Consider the following 15,165-nt stretch of genomic DNA (forward strand, 5'->3'; position numbering starts at 1 on the left):
CGCCAAGCCGGATCCCGAGGCCGGGCCGCTGCCGATCGAACGCCGCGTGCCGCCCGCCGCGCGACCGAGGACGTGCTGGCCGCGCTGGCGTCCGTCGTCGACCAGACCTCGGGCATCGCTTCCCTCGCACGCCAACGGGGTGCGCTCGCGCTGTCGTTGCACGAGCAGGCGCTGGCGCTGGACGCTCAGCAGCGCGAGGTGGAGTCGTTGCGGCAGAAGGCCCGTGACGCCCAGCTCGGCGCGACCGAGTCGACCGCGCTGCGCAACCAGGAGCTGCAGGAGCTGGCCGAGGTCGTGCAGACCTGGCTGGAGCAGGTCGAGGTGTGGACGTCCAGCGGCCCGCTGCTCGACGAACGCCCCACCGAGGTCCTCGCCCTGCCCCAGACCGCCGATCCGGCCGCCGCGAGGACCTTGAGCACGACCGCCCGTGAGTGGGTCGGCCCTCTCGTTCAGGCAGCACGCGACGCCGCGCACGCGTTCACGCAGCAGCGCACCGAACTGCGCGCCCGCCTGGACACCCTCGACGAGGAACTGGTGGGCCTGCGCTCGGGCAACGAGCGAGTTCCCGTGCCGGGCCAGTACACGTCGGCTGACCGGGACCCGGCTGTCGGCGCGCCGTTCTACCGGCTCGTGGACTTCGTGCCCGCGCTGACCGACGCGGAACGGGCAGGGCTGGAAGCGGCGCTGCAGGCGAGCGGCCTGCTGGACGCCTGGGTGACCCCGCAGGACATCGAGCTCAACGACGTTCTGGCCGTTCCGAGGCCGGCTGTCGACGGTCGCTCGCTGGCTGACTTCCTCGTGCCGGCGGTCGAGGGTTCGCCGGTTCCCGAGACTCTCGTCGCCGATCTGCTGCACGCGGTGTCGTTGGACGACATCAGCACGGACGGCGCGTGGCGTGCGGGCGTGCTGACCGGCCGGTGGACCAAGCCCGAGGCCGAGTTCATCGGTGCGGGTGCGCGGGAAGCCGCCCGAGGACGCCGAATCGCGGCACTGGAAGAGGAACTCGCCGAGCTGCGCACGCAACTCGGCACCGCAGAGGACGAGCTGGCCCGCGCCCACGAGCACGTCGCCACCTGGGAGGCGCACGTCGCGGCGTTCCCCGGCGACGGCGAGCTGATCGCGAAGCACAGCCGCGTCCAGGCCGCAGAAGAATCAGCGGCACGGGCGCAGCAGCGCACGTTCGAGCTGCGGGATGCGTTGGAGAACGCCAACTCCCGCCTCGAAGCCGCTCGCAGCGAACTGACCCGGCAGGCAGGCGACGCCGGGCTGCCGTCGGACACCGAAGCGCTGCGCCAGGCACAAGCCGCGGCCAGCGATGCCCAGCGGACGGCGGACCTGCTCGGTGACGCCGTGCGAAGGCGTTGCCAGGGCACGATTTCCGACCTCACCGACGCCTCGCACCGCTACCACGAGGCCGTGGCGGACCGGCAGACCGCGGAAGCCGACGCCGACAGCCGGTGCATCGACTACGCGGCTCAGGCCGGAACGTTGGCCGAGCTGACCGACGCGGTCGGCGGTGAGGCCAAGGAGATCAGCGAACAGCTCACGCAGCTGGAGAAGTCGCGCAAGAAGATGCGCGAGGATCTCAAGGGCGTGCGCGAAAGCATCACGACCGCGCGTGAGCAGGCGGCGAAGCTGGAAGCGTTGCTGGAGAGCAACTCCACTCAGGTCAGCGACGCGTCTGAGGCGCTCGAACGGGCTGCTCAGAACTTCCAGGCGACCGTGCGCGCACCCGGCCTGCTGGCCGCCGCCTTCCCCGAAGCACCAGAAGAAGCCCTTGTGCGGCAGGCCATCGCCGACGCGGGCGATCGCCGTGGCGGCACCGAGGCCACCGTGATCGCCAAGCTGCAGGCGTTGCAGACCTCGCTCGCCGGCAGCCACGACATCGCCGCCGAGCAGCACGCGGGCCTGCTGACCGTGACGGTGACCGGCGAGGAAGGCGCGAAGCCCGTCGCCGTCGCCGCCCGCCAGGTCACGACGAAACTCGCCGAGCAGCGCGGGTTCCTCGACGAGCAGTACCAGGGGATCTTCGCCGACTACCTGATCCGCGACCTCGCCGAGTGGCTGCGGGGCCAGATCACCGTCGCGGAGAACCTCACCAAGCGCATGAACGAGGTCCTCTCCCAGGCCCGTTCCAGCCAGGGCGTGCACGTGAAGCTGTCCTGGAAGTCGTCCAGCGCGCTCGACGACCAGACGCGGCAAGCGCTTGCGCTCGTGCGGCTCCCGTTCGGCGAACGCACGCCCGAGCAGGACGCCACGCTGCGCCGCGTCTTCACCGAACGGATCGAGAACGAGCGCGACACGCACTCCGGTGGCTACGCCGAAATCCTGTCGCGAGCGCTGGACTACCGCACGTGGCACCAGTTCACGGTCACCGTCGCCGACACGGGCCCCGACGGCAACCCGCGCGAACGGCGGCTCCGTCAGCTCTCGTCCGGTGAGACCCGGCTGATCTCGTACGTGACGCTGTTCGCGGCCGCCGCGAGCTTCTACGACGCGGTGAGCGACGAGTTCGACCCGCTGCGCCTGGTGCTGCTGGACGAGGCCTTCGAACGTCTCGACGACCCGACCATCGCGCGCATGCTCGGCCTGCTGGTCGACCTCGACATGGACTGGGTGATCACCTGGCCGAGCGGCTGGGGCGTGTCGGACAAGATTCCGCGCATGCACATCTACGACGTGCTGCGGCCCAAGAACGGCCGTGGCGTCGCGTGCACGCAGACGACGTGGGACGGCGCGGCGCTGGATCGGGTCGACCCCTAGAACGGGACTTCGGTGTCCAGTGGGGCGGTCCCGCGGCCGGAGAGCGCCCGGCAGAACTCGACCGCGTCGAACTCCAGCTTCGGGCCGTCGGAGCCCCACGTGCCGCCGGCCGGGCCGGTCAGGTGCAGGGTGAACGGCCGGCCGTGCCGCTCGGCCCACTCGTGGACGACGTCGTCGACCAGGACCCCGTCGTGGTCCGCAGTCAGCACCATGGGGGCACCGGTGGCCTTCGCGATGTCGGTCCGGTGCATCCACGGGTCGCGGGTCATGATCACGTCAGTGACGAAGCCCAGCGTCCACGCCTCCTCCCGGCCGTTGACCGTCTCGGTGGTCGGCATCTTGTGTCTGCGCGCGAACCACGGCGTGCGGCGCCGGGCCTTCACCGCCCGCGGGGTCACCTCGGCGTAGCGAGCGACGATCTGAGCGGGTGACATGCCGGCGCGTTCCTCGACCTGCAGCGCGGTCAGCGCGTCGACCAACACGCCGCCGCGCGCCTGGGCGAGCTTGACCTGACGCATGCCCTCCCGCATCGACGCGGACATCTCGGCCATGCCGAGCAGGTGCGCCGCCATCGCGCGCACGTCCCACCCAGGGCAGCCGGTGGGCTTGCTCCAGTCCTGCGGGGCAAGGCCTTCGAGCAGGGCGAGGAATCGTTCGTACTCGGTCTTCGCGAGGCGCATCGCGGTGTCGCGGTCGAGCGCGGACGTACGGGGTTTCGTGATCAGTGTCGAGGTCATCGGGGTCTCCTGAGTGGTGGTCCCGGCAGAGCGACGTCGTCGGCGAACATGTCCATCACGCGGGGCAACTGACGACGCCAGCGGTCGCCGCCGGGGTCGTTGGCCAGCTGCATGTCGACGAGACCGCCGCAGAGCGCGAGGTAGAGGTCGATGTCGGCGCCGTCCGTGACGCCGAGCCGGTGCATCGCGGCGATGAACCTCTCCATCACCTCGACCGACGGGGCGTAGGCGGCCTCGGACGGCACGAAGCCGGGGATGGAGCGCTGGTTCATCAGCTGGTAGCGGGCCAGGTCGGCGACCGCGAAGTCGAAGAAGTGCTCCGACATGTCCAGCAGCGCCTCGCGCGGCGCTGCCGGCAGACGTTCGAGATTCTCTTCGGCCTCGGCGAGGAAGAGCGACCACGCCTGGCCGAACATCGCGTCGTAGATCGCGTTCTTCGAGTCGAAGTGCGAGTACAGCGACGGTGAGCGCATGCCGACCATGGCCGCGACCTCGCGCAACGTGACCGCGGCCAGCCCGTCGCGGCGCGCGATCTCCCACGCGGCGTCGACTATCTCTCTTCGGGTGGCCTCACGCCGTTCGGCTTGCCTATCGCGGTTAGGTAGAACGCTCATGGTTAGGTACGGTCCGCTCACCACCGCGATCTGTCAAGGCCTATGTTGGCGTCGTGATCGAGTACGACCGCCCCGAGCTGGAGGAGTTCTGGCGCCTCGCGCGCGAGACGATGGAGGGCGGCGGCAGGTCGGCGTTCAGCTTCCGCATCGAGGACGCGCGCACCGCGACCGCCCTCGGTGAGCTGCTGCGCAAGCCGATCGACCACCCGGCTCGCCGCCAGATCTCGCTGGCACGCCTGGACGAACATCTCCGCGCCCACGGCAGCACGTTGCCCGAGGTGCTGGAGTCCGTGCACGGCAAGCCGGTCGGCATGTCCTCGCCTGAGGAGGCCTCGACCGCGGACGCCGTGCTGAAGTTCGCACTGCGCGAGCACGGACTCCTTTCCAGCCCGTGGGCCGCCGAGTGGATCGAGCACGTGCGGAAGTACGGCAAGATCCCGCAGCCCGCGTTGCCGATGATCGCGAACCAGGCCGCGTCGATCCTCGCGAAGCTGGCTTCCGAGCCCCGGCGGTGGACGACCCGCTTCGCCTTGGCGGGCAACGATCTCGACGACGGCCGCCCGCTCACGCGCATCGTGCAGAAGGCGTTGCAGCTGGCCGGCACCGACTGGGAGCGCTCCGGCGTGCTGCCCGACGCCTACAGCAACCCGGTTCTCACGTCGCAGGGCTACCTGACGCTGAACGACACCCTCGGAGCGCGGGAGATCACCGTCGTCCGCAGCCCGCGTCTGCTCGAATCCGGCGTGCCCGGCCCGTTGATGGTGCTCCCTGACGGCCTCACCGCGCAGGCCAGGCACCACCTCGACGGCAAGATCGTCAAGTGCCACAACGACTTCACACCGGACGGCATCCGCGTCACCAACGAGATCCTCACCTGGACCGGCGGCACGGCGTGGCGAATGTCAGCGAACGACTACCGCGAGGCCGTCGCCACGCTGATCGCACGCGGAGTCGAGCTCCCAACCTTGAACGCCCGTCCAGAAACCGCGAGCTGGGATCCGGACCTCGCCGAGACCATGGCCACGACCGGCCTGATGGTCACCGAGGAGCACGTCCTGCCGTCACTCCTCTGAGGGCGCGAACCGCTTCACGTCCCACCGCCCGTGCCCCTCGAGCAGCTTGCGCCCGATCCGGCGCAGGTCGGCGAGGTCGCGCTCGTTCAGCAGCCCGGTGAACTCCTCGGCCAGCGACGCCCGATACACCCGCGCCGTGGTGCCGAGACACGCCTCTTCCCCTTCGGCCGTCAGCACCGCGAAGACCAGCCGCCGGTTGTCCGGCGGCTGCTCACGCGTCACCCACCCGCGCTTCACCAGCCGCTCGATCAACCGCGTGACCCCGGACGGACTCACGTCCAGCAGCTCGGCGAGCTCCAGCATCTTCAACCGCCCACCGTTGTGGTGCAGCTGGTAAAGCGCCACGTGCTCCAGCAACGAGCACCCGGCCTCCACCTCCATCCGGCGCCCCATCGCCGCCTTCACGGCATCGACGCCCTGCTGCACGTACAGCCACGAGTAGATCGGCTCCGTCACCGCCCCATCCTAAATCAGGTTTGACACCGCGACGTTTTCATCGTCAAATGTTGCTCATGAAAACCTCTGGGGACGTCACCGTCGTCGGCGCAGGCCCCGTGGGCCTCCTGCTCGCCTGCGAACTAGCCCTCCAAGGCGTCCGCACCACCGTGCTGGAACGCCTCACCACCCAGGCAGACACCATCAAGGCCCACATGATCAGCGGCCGCACCTTCGACATGCTGGCCATGCGCGGCCTCGGCTCGGCCATCACCGCGGCGAGCGAGGCCGAGACCTCCCGCCTCGCCTGGTACCGCCGCAGCACGGGCCACTTCGCCGGACTGTTCAAACTGGACGGTCAGGACCTGGTCATGCTGAGCCAGCAAGCCCTGGAACGCCTTCTGGAAGCCCGCGCCCAGGAACTGGGCGTGACCATCCGCCGCGGTGTCGACGTCACCACCCTCGACCTCGGCTCTGAGTACGTGGTCGGCTGCGACGGCGGCCGCAGCACCGTCCGCAAACTCGCTGGCATCGACTTCCCCGGCACCGGCCCCAGCCTCACCGGCTACCAGGCGATCGTCGACCTGGACGGCGAACTGGACCGAGGCTGGAACCACACCCCCACCGGCGTCTACGCCTCAGGCCCTCTCAAGGGCCGCATCATGATGATCGAGTACGACGGCCCGCCCGCAACCCGTGACGTCAGCGCGGACGTCCTCGAAGCCAGCCTCCGCCGAGTCAGTGGCCGCGACGTCCGCATCACCGCCGTCCACACCGCCACCGTCTGGACCGACAACACCCGCCAGGCCACCACGTACCGCCACGGCAACGTCCTGCTGGCCGGCGACGCCGCCCACGTGCACTCCCCGTTCGGCGGCCAGGGCCTCAACCTGGGCTTGCAGGACGCCCTGAACCTGGGCTGGAAACTGGCGACCGGCGACTCGGCCCTGATCGACACCTACACCACCGAACGCCACCCGGTGGCCGCCCGCGTCCTGCGCAACACCATGGCCCAGGTGGCACTGACCCGCCCCGACCCGCAGGCCCGCGAGCTCTACGCGCTCTTCAACGACCTGCTGGACCTGCCCGACGTCAAACGCCGCATCTCCGCGATGGTCCAGGGCACCGACATCCGCTACGACACCGGCTGCGAACACCCACTGGCAGGAACCTTCGTCCCTGGCCTGGACCTGTCCGACGGCAAGGGCACGTCGATCGTGCTGGACGGCGTCGAAGCCACCGTCCGCCCGGACGGCTACATCTCCTGGACCGGCCTGGCCGTCACTGGATGAGCCGGGCCAGCCTGCGCACCCCGGCGTGATCCAACGCCGACGGCACGCCCCGGTACGCCGACGGCGCCACGTCGTACAACGCGCGGAACCGGTGCGAAAAGTGGCTGACATCGGCGAACCCGCATTGCCGCGCCACCGCCTCGACGGTCAGATCGGTGCGCAGCAGCAGCGTCTCCGCCCGCGCACACCGCACCCGTTCCAGCGCGGCGCGACGCTCACCCCGAACTCGGCCTGGAACACGCGGTTCAGGTACCCGCGGGTGACCGTCGCCGCCGCGGCCAGCTCCACCACCGTCACCCGGCGCAACGGCAGTTCCGCCCACACCGACCGCAGGAACGACACCGCCGCCGCCAACGGCCCGGACACCGGTTCGAGCACGGGTTCGGCCAGCACCACCGACACCAGGAACCGCACGGTCTCCTCAACCGGCCCTCCGGCCAGCAGGTACGCGCACAACCCGGCGATCGGATTGTCCGATGTCATGGGCGCGAACACCGGCTCCGCGACCGGAACGTCCATGAATCCGAAGTGGACATACCCGTGCCGCGAAGGCCGGGCCGGGTCCCAGTCGATGCCGTGCACGAAGCCAGGCGGGATCAGCACCACCGAGCCGGGAACCAGCGGAGCCGACCACCCCGGCGTCACGAAGACAGCCCGCCCCCGCAACATCCACACGAACTCGTAGTCGTCGATCACTCGCAACGGCAGCCGGGCACCGGCCGGGTAGTCGGCGACCGCCGGTGTACATCCGGACAACACCAGGCCACCTCCGCGCATGGACCGCCCCGAGCCGTCAATCGGAGTATGCACATGTGACCAACTTCGAGCACGACGGCTACACCATCATCAACGATGTCCTCACGGGCGGTCAGCTGGCCGAGATCCACGACGAAGCCGCGAAAATCTGCCGCGAGGTCGGCTACGAGAACGTCACCGACGTGCTGTGCCTGCACTTTCCGCACAAGATCTCGGACCTGCTGCTCAAAACCGCCCAGCTCCCGAAGATCACCGAGACGCTCACGGACGTCATCGGCCCGAACGTCAAGATGATGCAGTCGATGCTGTTCATCAAGGCCGCAGGCAAACCCGGCCAGGCCTGGCACCAGGACGAGACCCACATCCCGACCAGGGACCGCAGCCTCACCGCGGTCTGGCTCGCGCTCGACGACGCCACCACCGAGAACGGCTGCCTGTGGGTGATCCCGGGCAGTCACCGCACCGGCTACCTCTACCCCGACCGCGAGCAGGAGGACCCCGGGTTCGACTGCACCAAGGAAGCGCACGGGTTCACCGACGACCAGGCCGTCCCGGTCGAGCTGAAGGCGGGCGACGCGCTGGTGTTCGACGGCCACCTGCTGCACCGCTCGCTGCCCAACACCAGCAACGGCACGCGCCGCGCCTACGTCACCCACTACATGAACGCAGGCAGCCTGCTCCCCTGGTTCCCGCCTGCCGACAACGAAAGCATGGGCACCACGGACCACCGCGACATCGTCATGGTCGCGGGCGTCGACCCGTACGCGTTCAAGGGCATCACCGACGTCATGCGCCCGCACATCCGCCCGGCGGGCGACGGCGGTTGTGTGCGTTAAGCGTGCGTTCGTCGTGCGTCCTCGCCAAGATGAGGGCCATGAAGCCGCACCACTGGCCATTCGTCGCGCTGGGCGTGTCGGCCGCCGTCGCGATCATCGCCGTCATCGTCGTGGGCAGCAAGTCGCCCGCCGTGAACATGCCGATCCTGGTAGGGCTCCCGCTCGTTGCGACGTACCTGGCGCACCTCGTGTCGAAACGCGCGCCGAACAAGGTGCTGTTCGAGTTCCGCGTCGACCCGAGGCCCAGCTGGTACAACGACGCGGTCGAGGTCACCGACAGCGGCCTGGAGATCACGGCGATGTCCGGCGGCGGGCGGATGGCGTCCAGCGGGCCGACCAAGCTGTCCTACGGATTCAATGATCTCCTCGGCATCAGCACGCGGCAAGCGGTGCCCGGCGAGGCACCGTGGATCACGCTGACCGATGGTCGCGGCCTTCCCGTGCCGGCAGGCGACGTCGTGGTGCTGCGAACCACCTCGGGAGAGCAGGTGCTGCCGGTCGAGGAGCCCCAGAAGTTCGTTTCCCTTGTGCGGTCCCGGGTTGCGGGCCTGCCCGACGTGCACTCGGCCGCTGTCGTCACGGGCAACAGCGCCGAGTCCGGTGACGCTCCACCACCCGTGGGCGAGCCGACCACACCGACACAGGGACCTGCGGTTTCACCCAGCGGGCCTCCGCTCGCCATGCGCTGGCTGGTCGGCGCGACGCTCGCGTTGGCAGGAACCGTTGTGCTGCCTGCGGTTGCGCTGCTCATCACGCCCGGCGTGCCGTGGGTCGCGCCCGCGTTCGCGGGTGTCGCCGGCGTGGTGTGGGTGCTGAACCGGAACGTGCCACGGACCTGGGGCCGAGTGGCGCTCCTTTCGGTGCCGGTGAGCGTGTTCTGGCTGATCGGCAAAGGCGGATACGTCTGGGTGCCCGTCCTGCTGGTGCTGTGTCCGGCACTGGGACACCTCGGCGGGCGGATGTTCCGGCTGGGCGCCAGCCTCGGTCGCAACATCGAGGTGCGGGTGCCGCTGCGCAACGGCGCGTCGCTGTACGTGCAGCGGGACCGCCTGGTGCACAAACTGAACAAGTCGCACGAGGGCGGTGTCTACCCGCAAGCGATGTGGATGGGTGATGTGACGCTGGTGCAGCCCGGCGCCGCACCGAACGTCCAGCCGTGGCAGGTGCCCGGTGGCGTGACGATGCGCGTCGGCGCGGGCCCGCTGCTGCGGCTCGTCGCACGACCACAGCAGTGGATTCTGCCTGTGGTGCAGGCAGGTGAGCTCGCCGAGCTGATCCGGTCGCGCCAGGGAACGCCGACACAGCCCACCCGGATGTCGGTCGAGGAGTGGCGCGAGCTGCACCTGTGGGCCGTGCGGCGGACGACCGGGTTGAACCTGAGCAACTACGTGACCTCCGGCATCGGTTGGCGGTTGTTCGTCGCGTCCGTCACCGGCAGTTTCGCCTGGATGTTCATCACCATCGGCCTCGCCGTGTGGGTCGGAATCCTGATCACGGTGCCGCTGACCGCATGGCTGCTGGCGGACTGGTGGCGAGTGCGCGGCCGGATGCGGCTGGCTGAGCACAACGTGCTGCCGCCGGGCAGCTCGAACTGGGGCGAGACCCGTCCGGATCACGCCCCGATTCCCGGCTGGCAGCCCTGGCGGTAGCTACTTCCGCGGCGGTGGGTCTGGCAGGTCGAGCTCCCCGACCATCCGCGGCGGGTTCGCCGAGGACTTGACCTGGTAGTCGCTCTCGGTCGGGTCGTTGACGTTGTTCGGCCCACCGTCGCTGGGGATCTTGCTCGCGTTGTCGGATCCCCATCCGCCCTGATACGGGTTGCCGTCGATGTTGGCGCGCGTGGTCGCCCCGTCGGGCGTCGTGTAGGTGTGCCCCTGGGTGTTCGCCCCGGAGGTGTACTGGCCGTCTGGCGACGTCCCGGTGTCCCAGGTCTGGGAGAGCCCCTCGTGGCGGGTCTGCATCCCGCCGATCGCGCCGCCGACGCTGCCGGAGGTACCGCCGGAGAGTATCGCCGAGCCGAAGTCCTCCGCGCTGACTTTGCCGTGCGCGAGGTTGTTCAGCACGTTGCCGGTCGCACCCGCGATGGCGCCTTCCACCGCGCCACGCCCGGCGGCCTGGGCGAAGTTGCTGCTCGCGCTACCGAGTCCCTTGCTCACCGCGCCGACACCACCGGACGCGATGCCGGCGGCGACGCCCGCGATGCCCGCGTCGACCGTCTTGCCGATGTCCCACGACTTCCGCTCGCCCGAGGCGAACTGGATGCCCTGGATGGCCGCGTCGACGCCGACGTTGATCGCCACGTTGATGATGATCTGCTTGATCAGCTGCTGGAAGATCATCTGGACGGTGATGCGGGTCGCCGCCTGCGCGATCGGAATGCCCGCGGTCGACGTGCCGAACGTGGCCACCGCCGAGGCGATCATCGCGGCGATCTGCGCCGCCAGGATGATCAGGGCGGCGATGATGCTGAGCTTGGTGTACTCGATGCCCAGCGCCGCGTTGTCGCAGCCAGCGGCGAGGTCGGTGCAGATCTGCTGCAGGTTGACCAGGTAAGCGTCGCCCTCGGTGTACTTCTGCCAGTGCTCCTCGAACTTCTCCGCGGTCTGCCCGCTCATGCAGCCCAATGCAGCCGACGACGCGCTGTTGCCGTCGCCGAGCACCTCGCCGACCGACTTCGCGGCGGCCTCCCACGCGTCCCGCATGGCGCGCAGCTTGTCCTCGTCGCCCTCCGGCCACTTCGCGCCGACCACGATCGGCGTGAGCCACTGGACGGCGCCCGGAATCTCGATGCCCACGGCTCACTTCCCTCCGAGCGACTGAGCGCCGCCCTGGTCGACGGCTTCCCAGGTGTCAGCCGAGGCGTCCAGGCCGGTGCGGATCGAGTGGATGCCCTCGACGAGCGCCGGGAACGCCTGCCGCGCCTTGTCGGCGATGGGCACGTACGACTTCTCGAACTCCTTGCCCGCGTCGTCACCGCCCCAGCAGCCGTTGTTGGCGTCGAGCACGCCGCGCAGCGTCTCCCACGCGGTCTGCAGCTTGTCGCCTGCCGCCGAGAACTTCGGCGACGCCGAGCGCAGCGCCGTCGGGTCTACCTCGAAGCCGCTCACCACTGGCCCCCTCGGCGGTCCATGAAGGACTCCGGCGGCTCGTCGTCGTCATGCCGCTGTGCCTGTGACTGTGAAGGCTGCACGACGGGAGGCGGGCTCGGGATGAGGTCCTTGATCGACGGCATGCCGGGGAACAGGTCCGGCAGGTCGGGAATGCCCTCCTGGTAGGGCGCGAGCGCGGCGTCGGCCTGCTCTCGCGCTGAGAGGGCGGCCTGCTGGATCGTCGCCACGACACTTCGCCCGAGCTTCTCCGGCGTGCTGCGTTCGAACGCGGCCGGCGCGAACTTGACGTCGGTGACGATGCCACCGGCGTTGACCGTGACCTCGACCAGGCCGTCCTGCGAGGTCGCACGGCCGACCTTGGCCATCGCCTCGGCCTGCGCCTGCTTCAGCTCGGCCGTCTGGCGTTCGAGGTTCGCCAGCATCGAGTCGACCTGGCCGCGCAGGGCCGCGTTGCGCGCTTCGAGCTCTGGGTTGCTCATGAGCCCCCCTCACTATCGGTGTGATGTGCGTGACTAGACCACACCGGAAGAGGCTAATCGGCGCAACCTGATCGCACCGTCGAATCAGCTGAACAGATGTCGCGTCACCCGCTGTGGCCGGCTGCCGCCCAGCTCTGCAGCATCCGGAACGCGATCGAGGCCCCGCCCGCGAGCCCGAGCCCCGCAACACTGCCAGGAACCTCGATGGCCTTCCGCACATCAGCCCGCGAGACCCACTTGGCCTCGGCGATCTCCCCGTCGGCCAGCGTCAACGGCTCGGAAGGATCAGCCACAGCCTCAAACCCGATCATCAACGACCGGGGAAACGGCCAAGGCTGAGATCCCAGATACCGGATGTCCCGAACAGCGACCCCGACCTCTTCCAGAATCTCCCGCGCCACGCAGGCTTCCAGCGACTCGCCGGCCTCGACGAACCCCGCCAGCACGGAGAACCGCCCCTCGGGCCACTCAGGACCACGAGCGACCAGCACCTGGTCCGCGCCGTCGTGCACGAGGCAGATGACCGCGGCGTCGGTGCGCGGGTACTCCTCCCGCCCGCACCCGGAACAGACCGAGACCCAGCCGGACTTCTCCACCACGGCCGGAGCCCCGCACTTGGCGCAGAACCTCCCGAGCCGGTGCCACTGGAACAACGCCGCCGCGGTCGTGAACAACCCCGCCGACATGTCGTCCAGCGTCGCCCCGGCCTGCCGCAGATCGAGCCACTGCGGCTCGTCCGTCAGCTCCGGCGGCCCCCAAGCCCGCGCGATCGGCACCGGCTCGTAGTCCTCCGAGGGCACCGGCACCGCCCAGTACGCCACGCCGTCCTGCTCACCCAGCAGGACGGCGTTCAACGGCGGCTGCTCGCCGAACTCCACAGCGGGCCGGTCGACCACACGGGTGCCACGGTCGGCCACGAGCGTGCGCCCACGCGTGTCGATCACGATCATCCGTGCCTTGGGCCACAACGCGGCGAGCCGTTCCTCGTCGCCGCGCAACGGCTCGGACCGGTCGATCGTGAATCTCGACAGCGCGGGCAGGCCGACCAGATCGAAACTCACTGGAACGAAACCCCACCCAATGCGGACAGCTTCGGCTTCAGCAGCTCGGCGTCGCCGACGAGCACGCCGGTGAAGTTGCCCGGCGCGAAGAACTCCAGCGCCGCCGCGGCCACCTGCTCCGGCGTGACGGCCTGCAGGCGCTGCGGGTGCGCCACCAGCCAGTCGATGCCCAGGCCCAGGCCGACGAGGTTCACGACGAACGACGCCAGGCCGGACTGCGAGGACGTGGTGGTGAGCAGCGTGCCGATCGCGTACCGGCGTGCGACGTCCACTTCGGACTCCGACGGCGGGACCATGCCCAGCCGCGCCAGCTCGTAGCGGGTCTCCAGCAGCGCCGCCGCCGTCACTTCCGAGGCCGTGTCCGCGTCGATCAGCAGCGTGGCGCCGTGGATGGTGAACTCGGGGTGCGAACGGGCGCTGTAGGTGTAGCCCTTGTCCTCGCGGATGTTCTCGACCAGCCGGGACGAGAAGAAGCCGCCGTAGACCAGGTTCGCGAGCTGCAGCGCGGGGTAGCGCTCGTCGGTCCGCGGAATCGCCTGCGCGGCAAGGCGGATCTGCGACTGCACGGCACCGGCGCGGTGCACCAGCAGGACGTCACCACCGGAAACCGCGGGCAGCGGCGGCAGTTGGACGGCCTCGCCTTCGCCCTGCCACGCGCCGAGCGCCTCGCCGATCTGGGCCACGGCCTCGGCAGGCTCGACGTCGCCGACGATCACGAAGACCGAGCCGCGCGGCAGCAACGCCTTGCGGTGCAACGCGAGCACGTCGTCACGGGTGACGGCGGCGACCTCGTCGGCCTCCGGCATCTCCTTGGCGTACGGGTGGTCGCCGTACAGCAGCTTCTGCAACGCCTCTCGCGCGATGACGTTCGGCTGCGAGCGAGCAAGTGCGATGCGCTCGACCAGGCGGGCCTGCTCGCGCTCCAGCTCGTCCGCCGGGTACGAGGCGGACGTCAGCACGTCGCGCAGCACGTCCAGCACGGTGCTCAGGCCGGTGGCCAGCGCGTTGCCGGTGATGCTGAGGCGCTCCGGGTCGACCACGGAGTCGAGCTCGCCGCCGACCAGCGCCAGCTCGGTGTCGATCTCCACGCGCGAGCGGGTCGCGGTGCCGGTCAGCACGGTGTTCGCGAGCACCTCCGCCTGAGCGGAGTGCGGCGAACCGGCGCTGGAGGCGGCCGGGTCCGCGAACGGGACCCTCAGCCGCACCTCGACCATCGGCACGGTGGCGCGCTTGACCGCGATGACGCGCAGGCCGTTCGGCAGCACGGTGTCCACAGTGGACAGATCAGCGGTCGCCTTCTGCAGGCCCAGCTCCGGCAGCGGACGCGGACCAGCGGAGGTGCGTCCGATCTCCTCGGCGGACCGGTGGGTCTTGTTCCCCGGAGAGGAAATCGAGGCGGTCACTGGGCTCCTCCGGTGGGCTTGATGAAGAGAAGTGCACGCGAGTCGGGACGCAGGGCCTTGGCCGCGGCGGACACCTCGTCCACGGTCACCGACGCGATCCGCTCGGGCAGTTCGTAGATCAGCTCGGCGCGGCCGAACAGCAGCTCCGCCGAGCCGAGGCCCAGCGTGCGGTTCGTGAGCCGGTCGTGCTCCTTGTGCATGGTCGACGCCCAGCGGGCGGTGACCTTCGCGAGCTCCTCCGCCGACGGCGGCTCCTGCGCGAGCTTCTGCAGTTCCTCGTCGATGGCCGAGATGACCTGCTCCGCGGAGACCTCGGCGGTGTGGATCGCGGTGATGCTGAACGTGTCGGGGTCGCGGGCCTCGAGCGGTCCGAACAGGCCGCAGCCGGCGTTCAGGTCGATCACGATGCCTTCGCGGTGCACCAGGCGCTGCTGCAGGCGCGAGCTGTCGCCGTCCGTCAGTACGCCGGCGAGCACCAGGTACGCGAGGTAGCCGTCGATGTCGGTGACCGGGTCCGGCACGCGGTAGCCGATCGCGATCGCGGGCAGCGGGGCCAGCGCGTCGCCGTGCTCGTGCCGCACCTCGCCTGCGGGCCGGCGTCCGCGA

At 69.9% G+C, this 15,165-nt stretch carries 16 protein-coding genes; 5 read left to right on the top strand and 11 right to left on the bottom strand.

Features of this window, described 5'->3' with window-relative positions:
• On the top strand, positions 1-2,763 hold a 2,763-nt coding region (locus FXN61_RS37850), incomplete at its 5' end, for an SbcC/MukB-like Walker B domain-containing protein (RefSeq protein WP_246292495.1).
• Here the strand turns inward: FXN61_RS37850 and FXN61_RS37855 are convergent.
• On the bottom strand, positions 2,760-3,500 hold the full coding sequence (locus FXN61_RS37855) for a maleylpyruvate isomerase family mycothiol-dependent enzyme (RefSeq protein ID WP_223165780.1): 741 nt from the start codon (positions 3,498-3,500) through the stop codon (positions 2,760-2,762). The two genes, FXN61_RS37850 and FXN61_RS37855, sit on opposite strands and share 4 nt — an antisense overlap.
• Positions 3,497-4,114: a TetR/AcrR family transcriptional regulator gene (locus tag FXN61_RS37860; protein ID WP_167978725.1), complete on the bottom strand. Its 618-nt coding sequence runs from the start codon at positions 4,112-4,114 to the stop codon at positions 3,497-3,499. Before FXN61_RS37860 ends, FXN61_RS37855 begins: the two co-directional genes overlap by 4 nt.
• A gap of 53 nt (positions 4,115-4,167) precedes the next feature.
• On the opposite strand from FXN61_RS37860, the gene FXN61_RS37865 reads away from it, so the two are divergent.
• Entirely contained in the window at positions 4,168-5,187 is a 1,020-nt protein-coding gene (locus FXN61_RS37865; RefSeq protein WP_167978726.1) for a DUF2399 domain-containing protein, read from the top strand.
• On the opposite strand, the gene FXN61_RS37870 is transcribed toward FXN61_RS37865, so the two are convergent.
• A complete protein-coding gene (locus FXN61_RS37870; protein ID WP_167978727.1) occupies positions 5,176-5,643 on the bottom strand; it encodes a MarR family winged helix-turn-helix transcriptional regulator in 468 nt (155 codons plus the stop codon). The two genes, FXN61_RS37865 and FXN61_RS37870, sit on opposite strands and share 12 nt — an antisense overlap.
• 56 nt (positions 5,644-5,699) lie before the next feature.
• On the opposite strand from FXN61_RS37870, the gene FXN61_RS37875 reads away from it, so the two are divergent.
• Positions 5,700-6,914, top strand: coding sequence for an FAD-dependent monooxygenase (locus FXN61_RS37875; RefSeq protein ID WP_167978728.1), 1,215 nt, complete (start codon positions 5,700-5,702; stop codon positions 6,912-6,914).
• Here the strand turns inward: FXN61_RS37875 and FXN61_RS50355 are convergent.
• A complete protein-coding gene (locus tag FXN61_RS50355; RefSeq protein WP_223165781.1) occupies positions 6,904-7,107 on the bottom strand; it encodes a helix-turn-helix domain-containing protein in 204 nt (67 codons plus the stop codon). The genes FXN61_RS37875 and FXN61_RS50355 overlap by 11 nt on opposite strands.
• Positions 7,062-7,691 (bottom strand): cupin domain-containing protein, encoded by a 630-nt coding sequence (locus FXN61_RS50360; protein WP_223165782.1) that lies wholly within the window; start codon positions 7,689-7,691, stop codon positions 7,062-7,064. Before FXN61_RS50360 ends, FXN61_RS50355 begins: the two co-directional genes overlap by 46 nt.
• Positions 7,692-7,726: 35 nt before the next feature.
• On the opposite strand from FXN61_RS50360, the gene FXN61_RS37885 reads away from it, so the two are divergent.
• Both FXN61_RS37885 and FXN61_RS37890 read left to right on the top strand, forming a co-directional pair.
• Positions 7,727-8,506, top strand: a complete 780-nt coding sequence (locus tag FXN61_RS37885; RefSeq protein WP_223165783.1) for a phytanoyl-CoA dioxygenase family protein — start codon at positions 7,727-7,729, stop codon at positions 8,504-8,506.
• A 38-nt stretch (positions 8,507-8,544) separates the two neighbouring features.
• Positions 8,545-10,155 (top strand): hypothetical protein, encoded by a 1,611-nt coding sequence (locus FXN61_RS37890; RefSeq protein WP_167978730.1) that lies wholly within the window; start codon positions 8,545-8,547, stop codon positions 10,153-10,155.
• Here FXN61_RS37890 and FXN61_RS37895 read toward each other — a convergent pair whose 3' ends face one another.
• From FXN61_RS37895 to FXN61_RS37920, 6 genes are all read right to left on the bottom strand, one after another.
• Positions 10,156-11,301 (bottom strand): WXG100-like domain-containing protein, encoded by a 1,146-nt coding sequence (locus FXN61_RS37895; RefSeq protein ID WP_167978731.1) that lies wholly within the window; start codon positions 11,299-11,301, stop codon positions 10,156-10,158.
• Between the two features lie 3 nt (positions 11,302-11,304).
• A complete protein-coding gene (locus FXN61_RS37900; protein WP_167978732.1) occupies positions 11,305-11,613 on the bottom strand; it encodes a WXG100 family type VII secretion target in 309 nt (102 codons plus the stop codon).
• Complete coding sequence (locus FXN61_RS37905; RefSeq protein WP_167978733.1) at positions 11,610-12,095, bottom strand: YbaB/EbfC family nucleoid-associated protein; 486 nt, start codon at positions 12,093-12,095, stop codon at positions 11,610-11,612. The genes FXN61_RS37900 and FXN61_RS37905 overlap by 4 nt, the downstream gene beginning before the upstream one ends.
• 104 nt (positions 12,096-12,199) lie before the next feature.
• Entirely contained in the window at positions 12,200-13,156 is a 957-nt protein-coding gene (gene nudC, locus FXN61_RS37910) for an NAD(+) diphosphatase (RefSeq protein ID WP_167978734.1), read from the bottom strand.
• Positions 13,153-14,559, bottom strand: coding sequence for a M16 family metallopeptidase (locus FXN61_RS37915; RefSeq protein WP_376770793.1), 1,407 nt, complete (start codon positions 14,557-14,559; stop codon positions 13,153-13,155). The genes nudC and FXN61_RS37915 overlap by 4 nt, the downstream gene beginning before the upstream one ends.
• Positions 14,556-15,165 (bottom strand): M16 family metallopeptidase (locus FXN61_RS37920; RefSeq protein WP_167978735.1); only part of this gene is annotated, 610 nt, incomplete at its 5' end. The genes FXN61_RS37920 and FXN61_RS37915, both read right to left, overlap by 4 nt.

Origin of the sequence: Lentzea indica, assembly GCF_012184385.1 — a bacterium.
Classification (GTDB): Bacteria; Actinomycetota; Actinomycetes; order Mycobacteriales; family Pseudonocardiaceae; genus Lentzea; species Lentzea indica.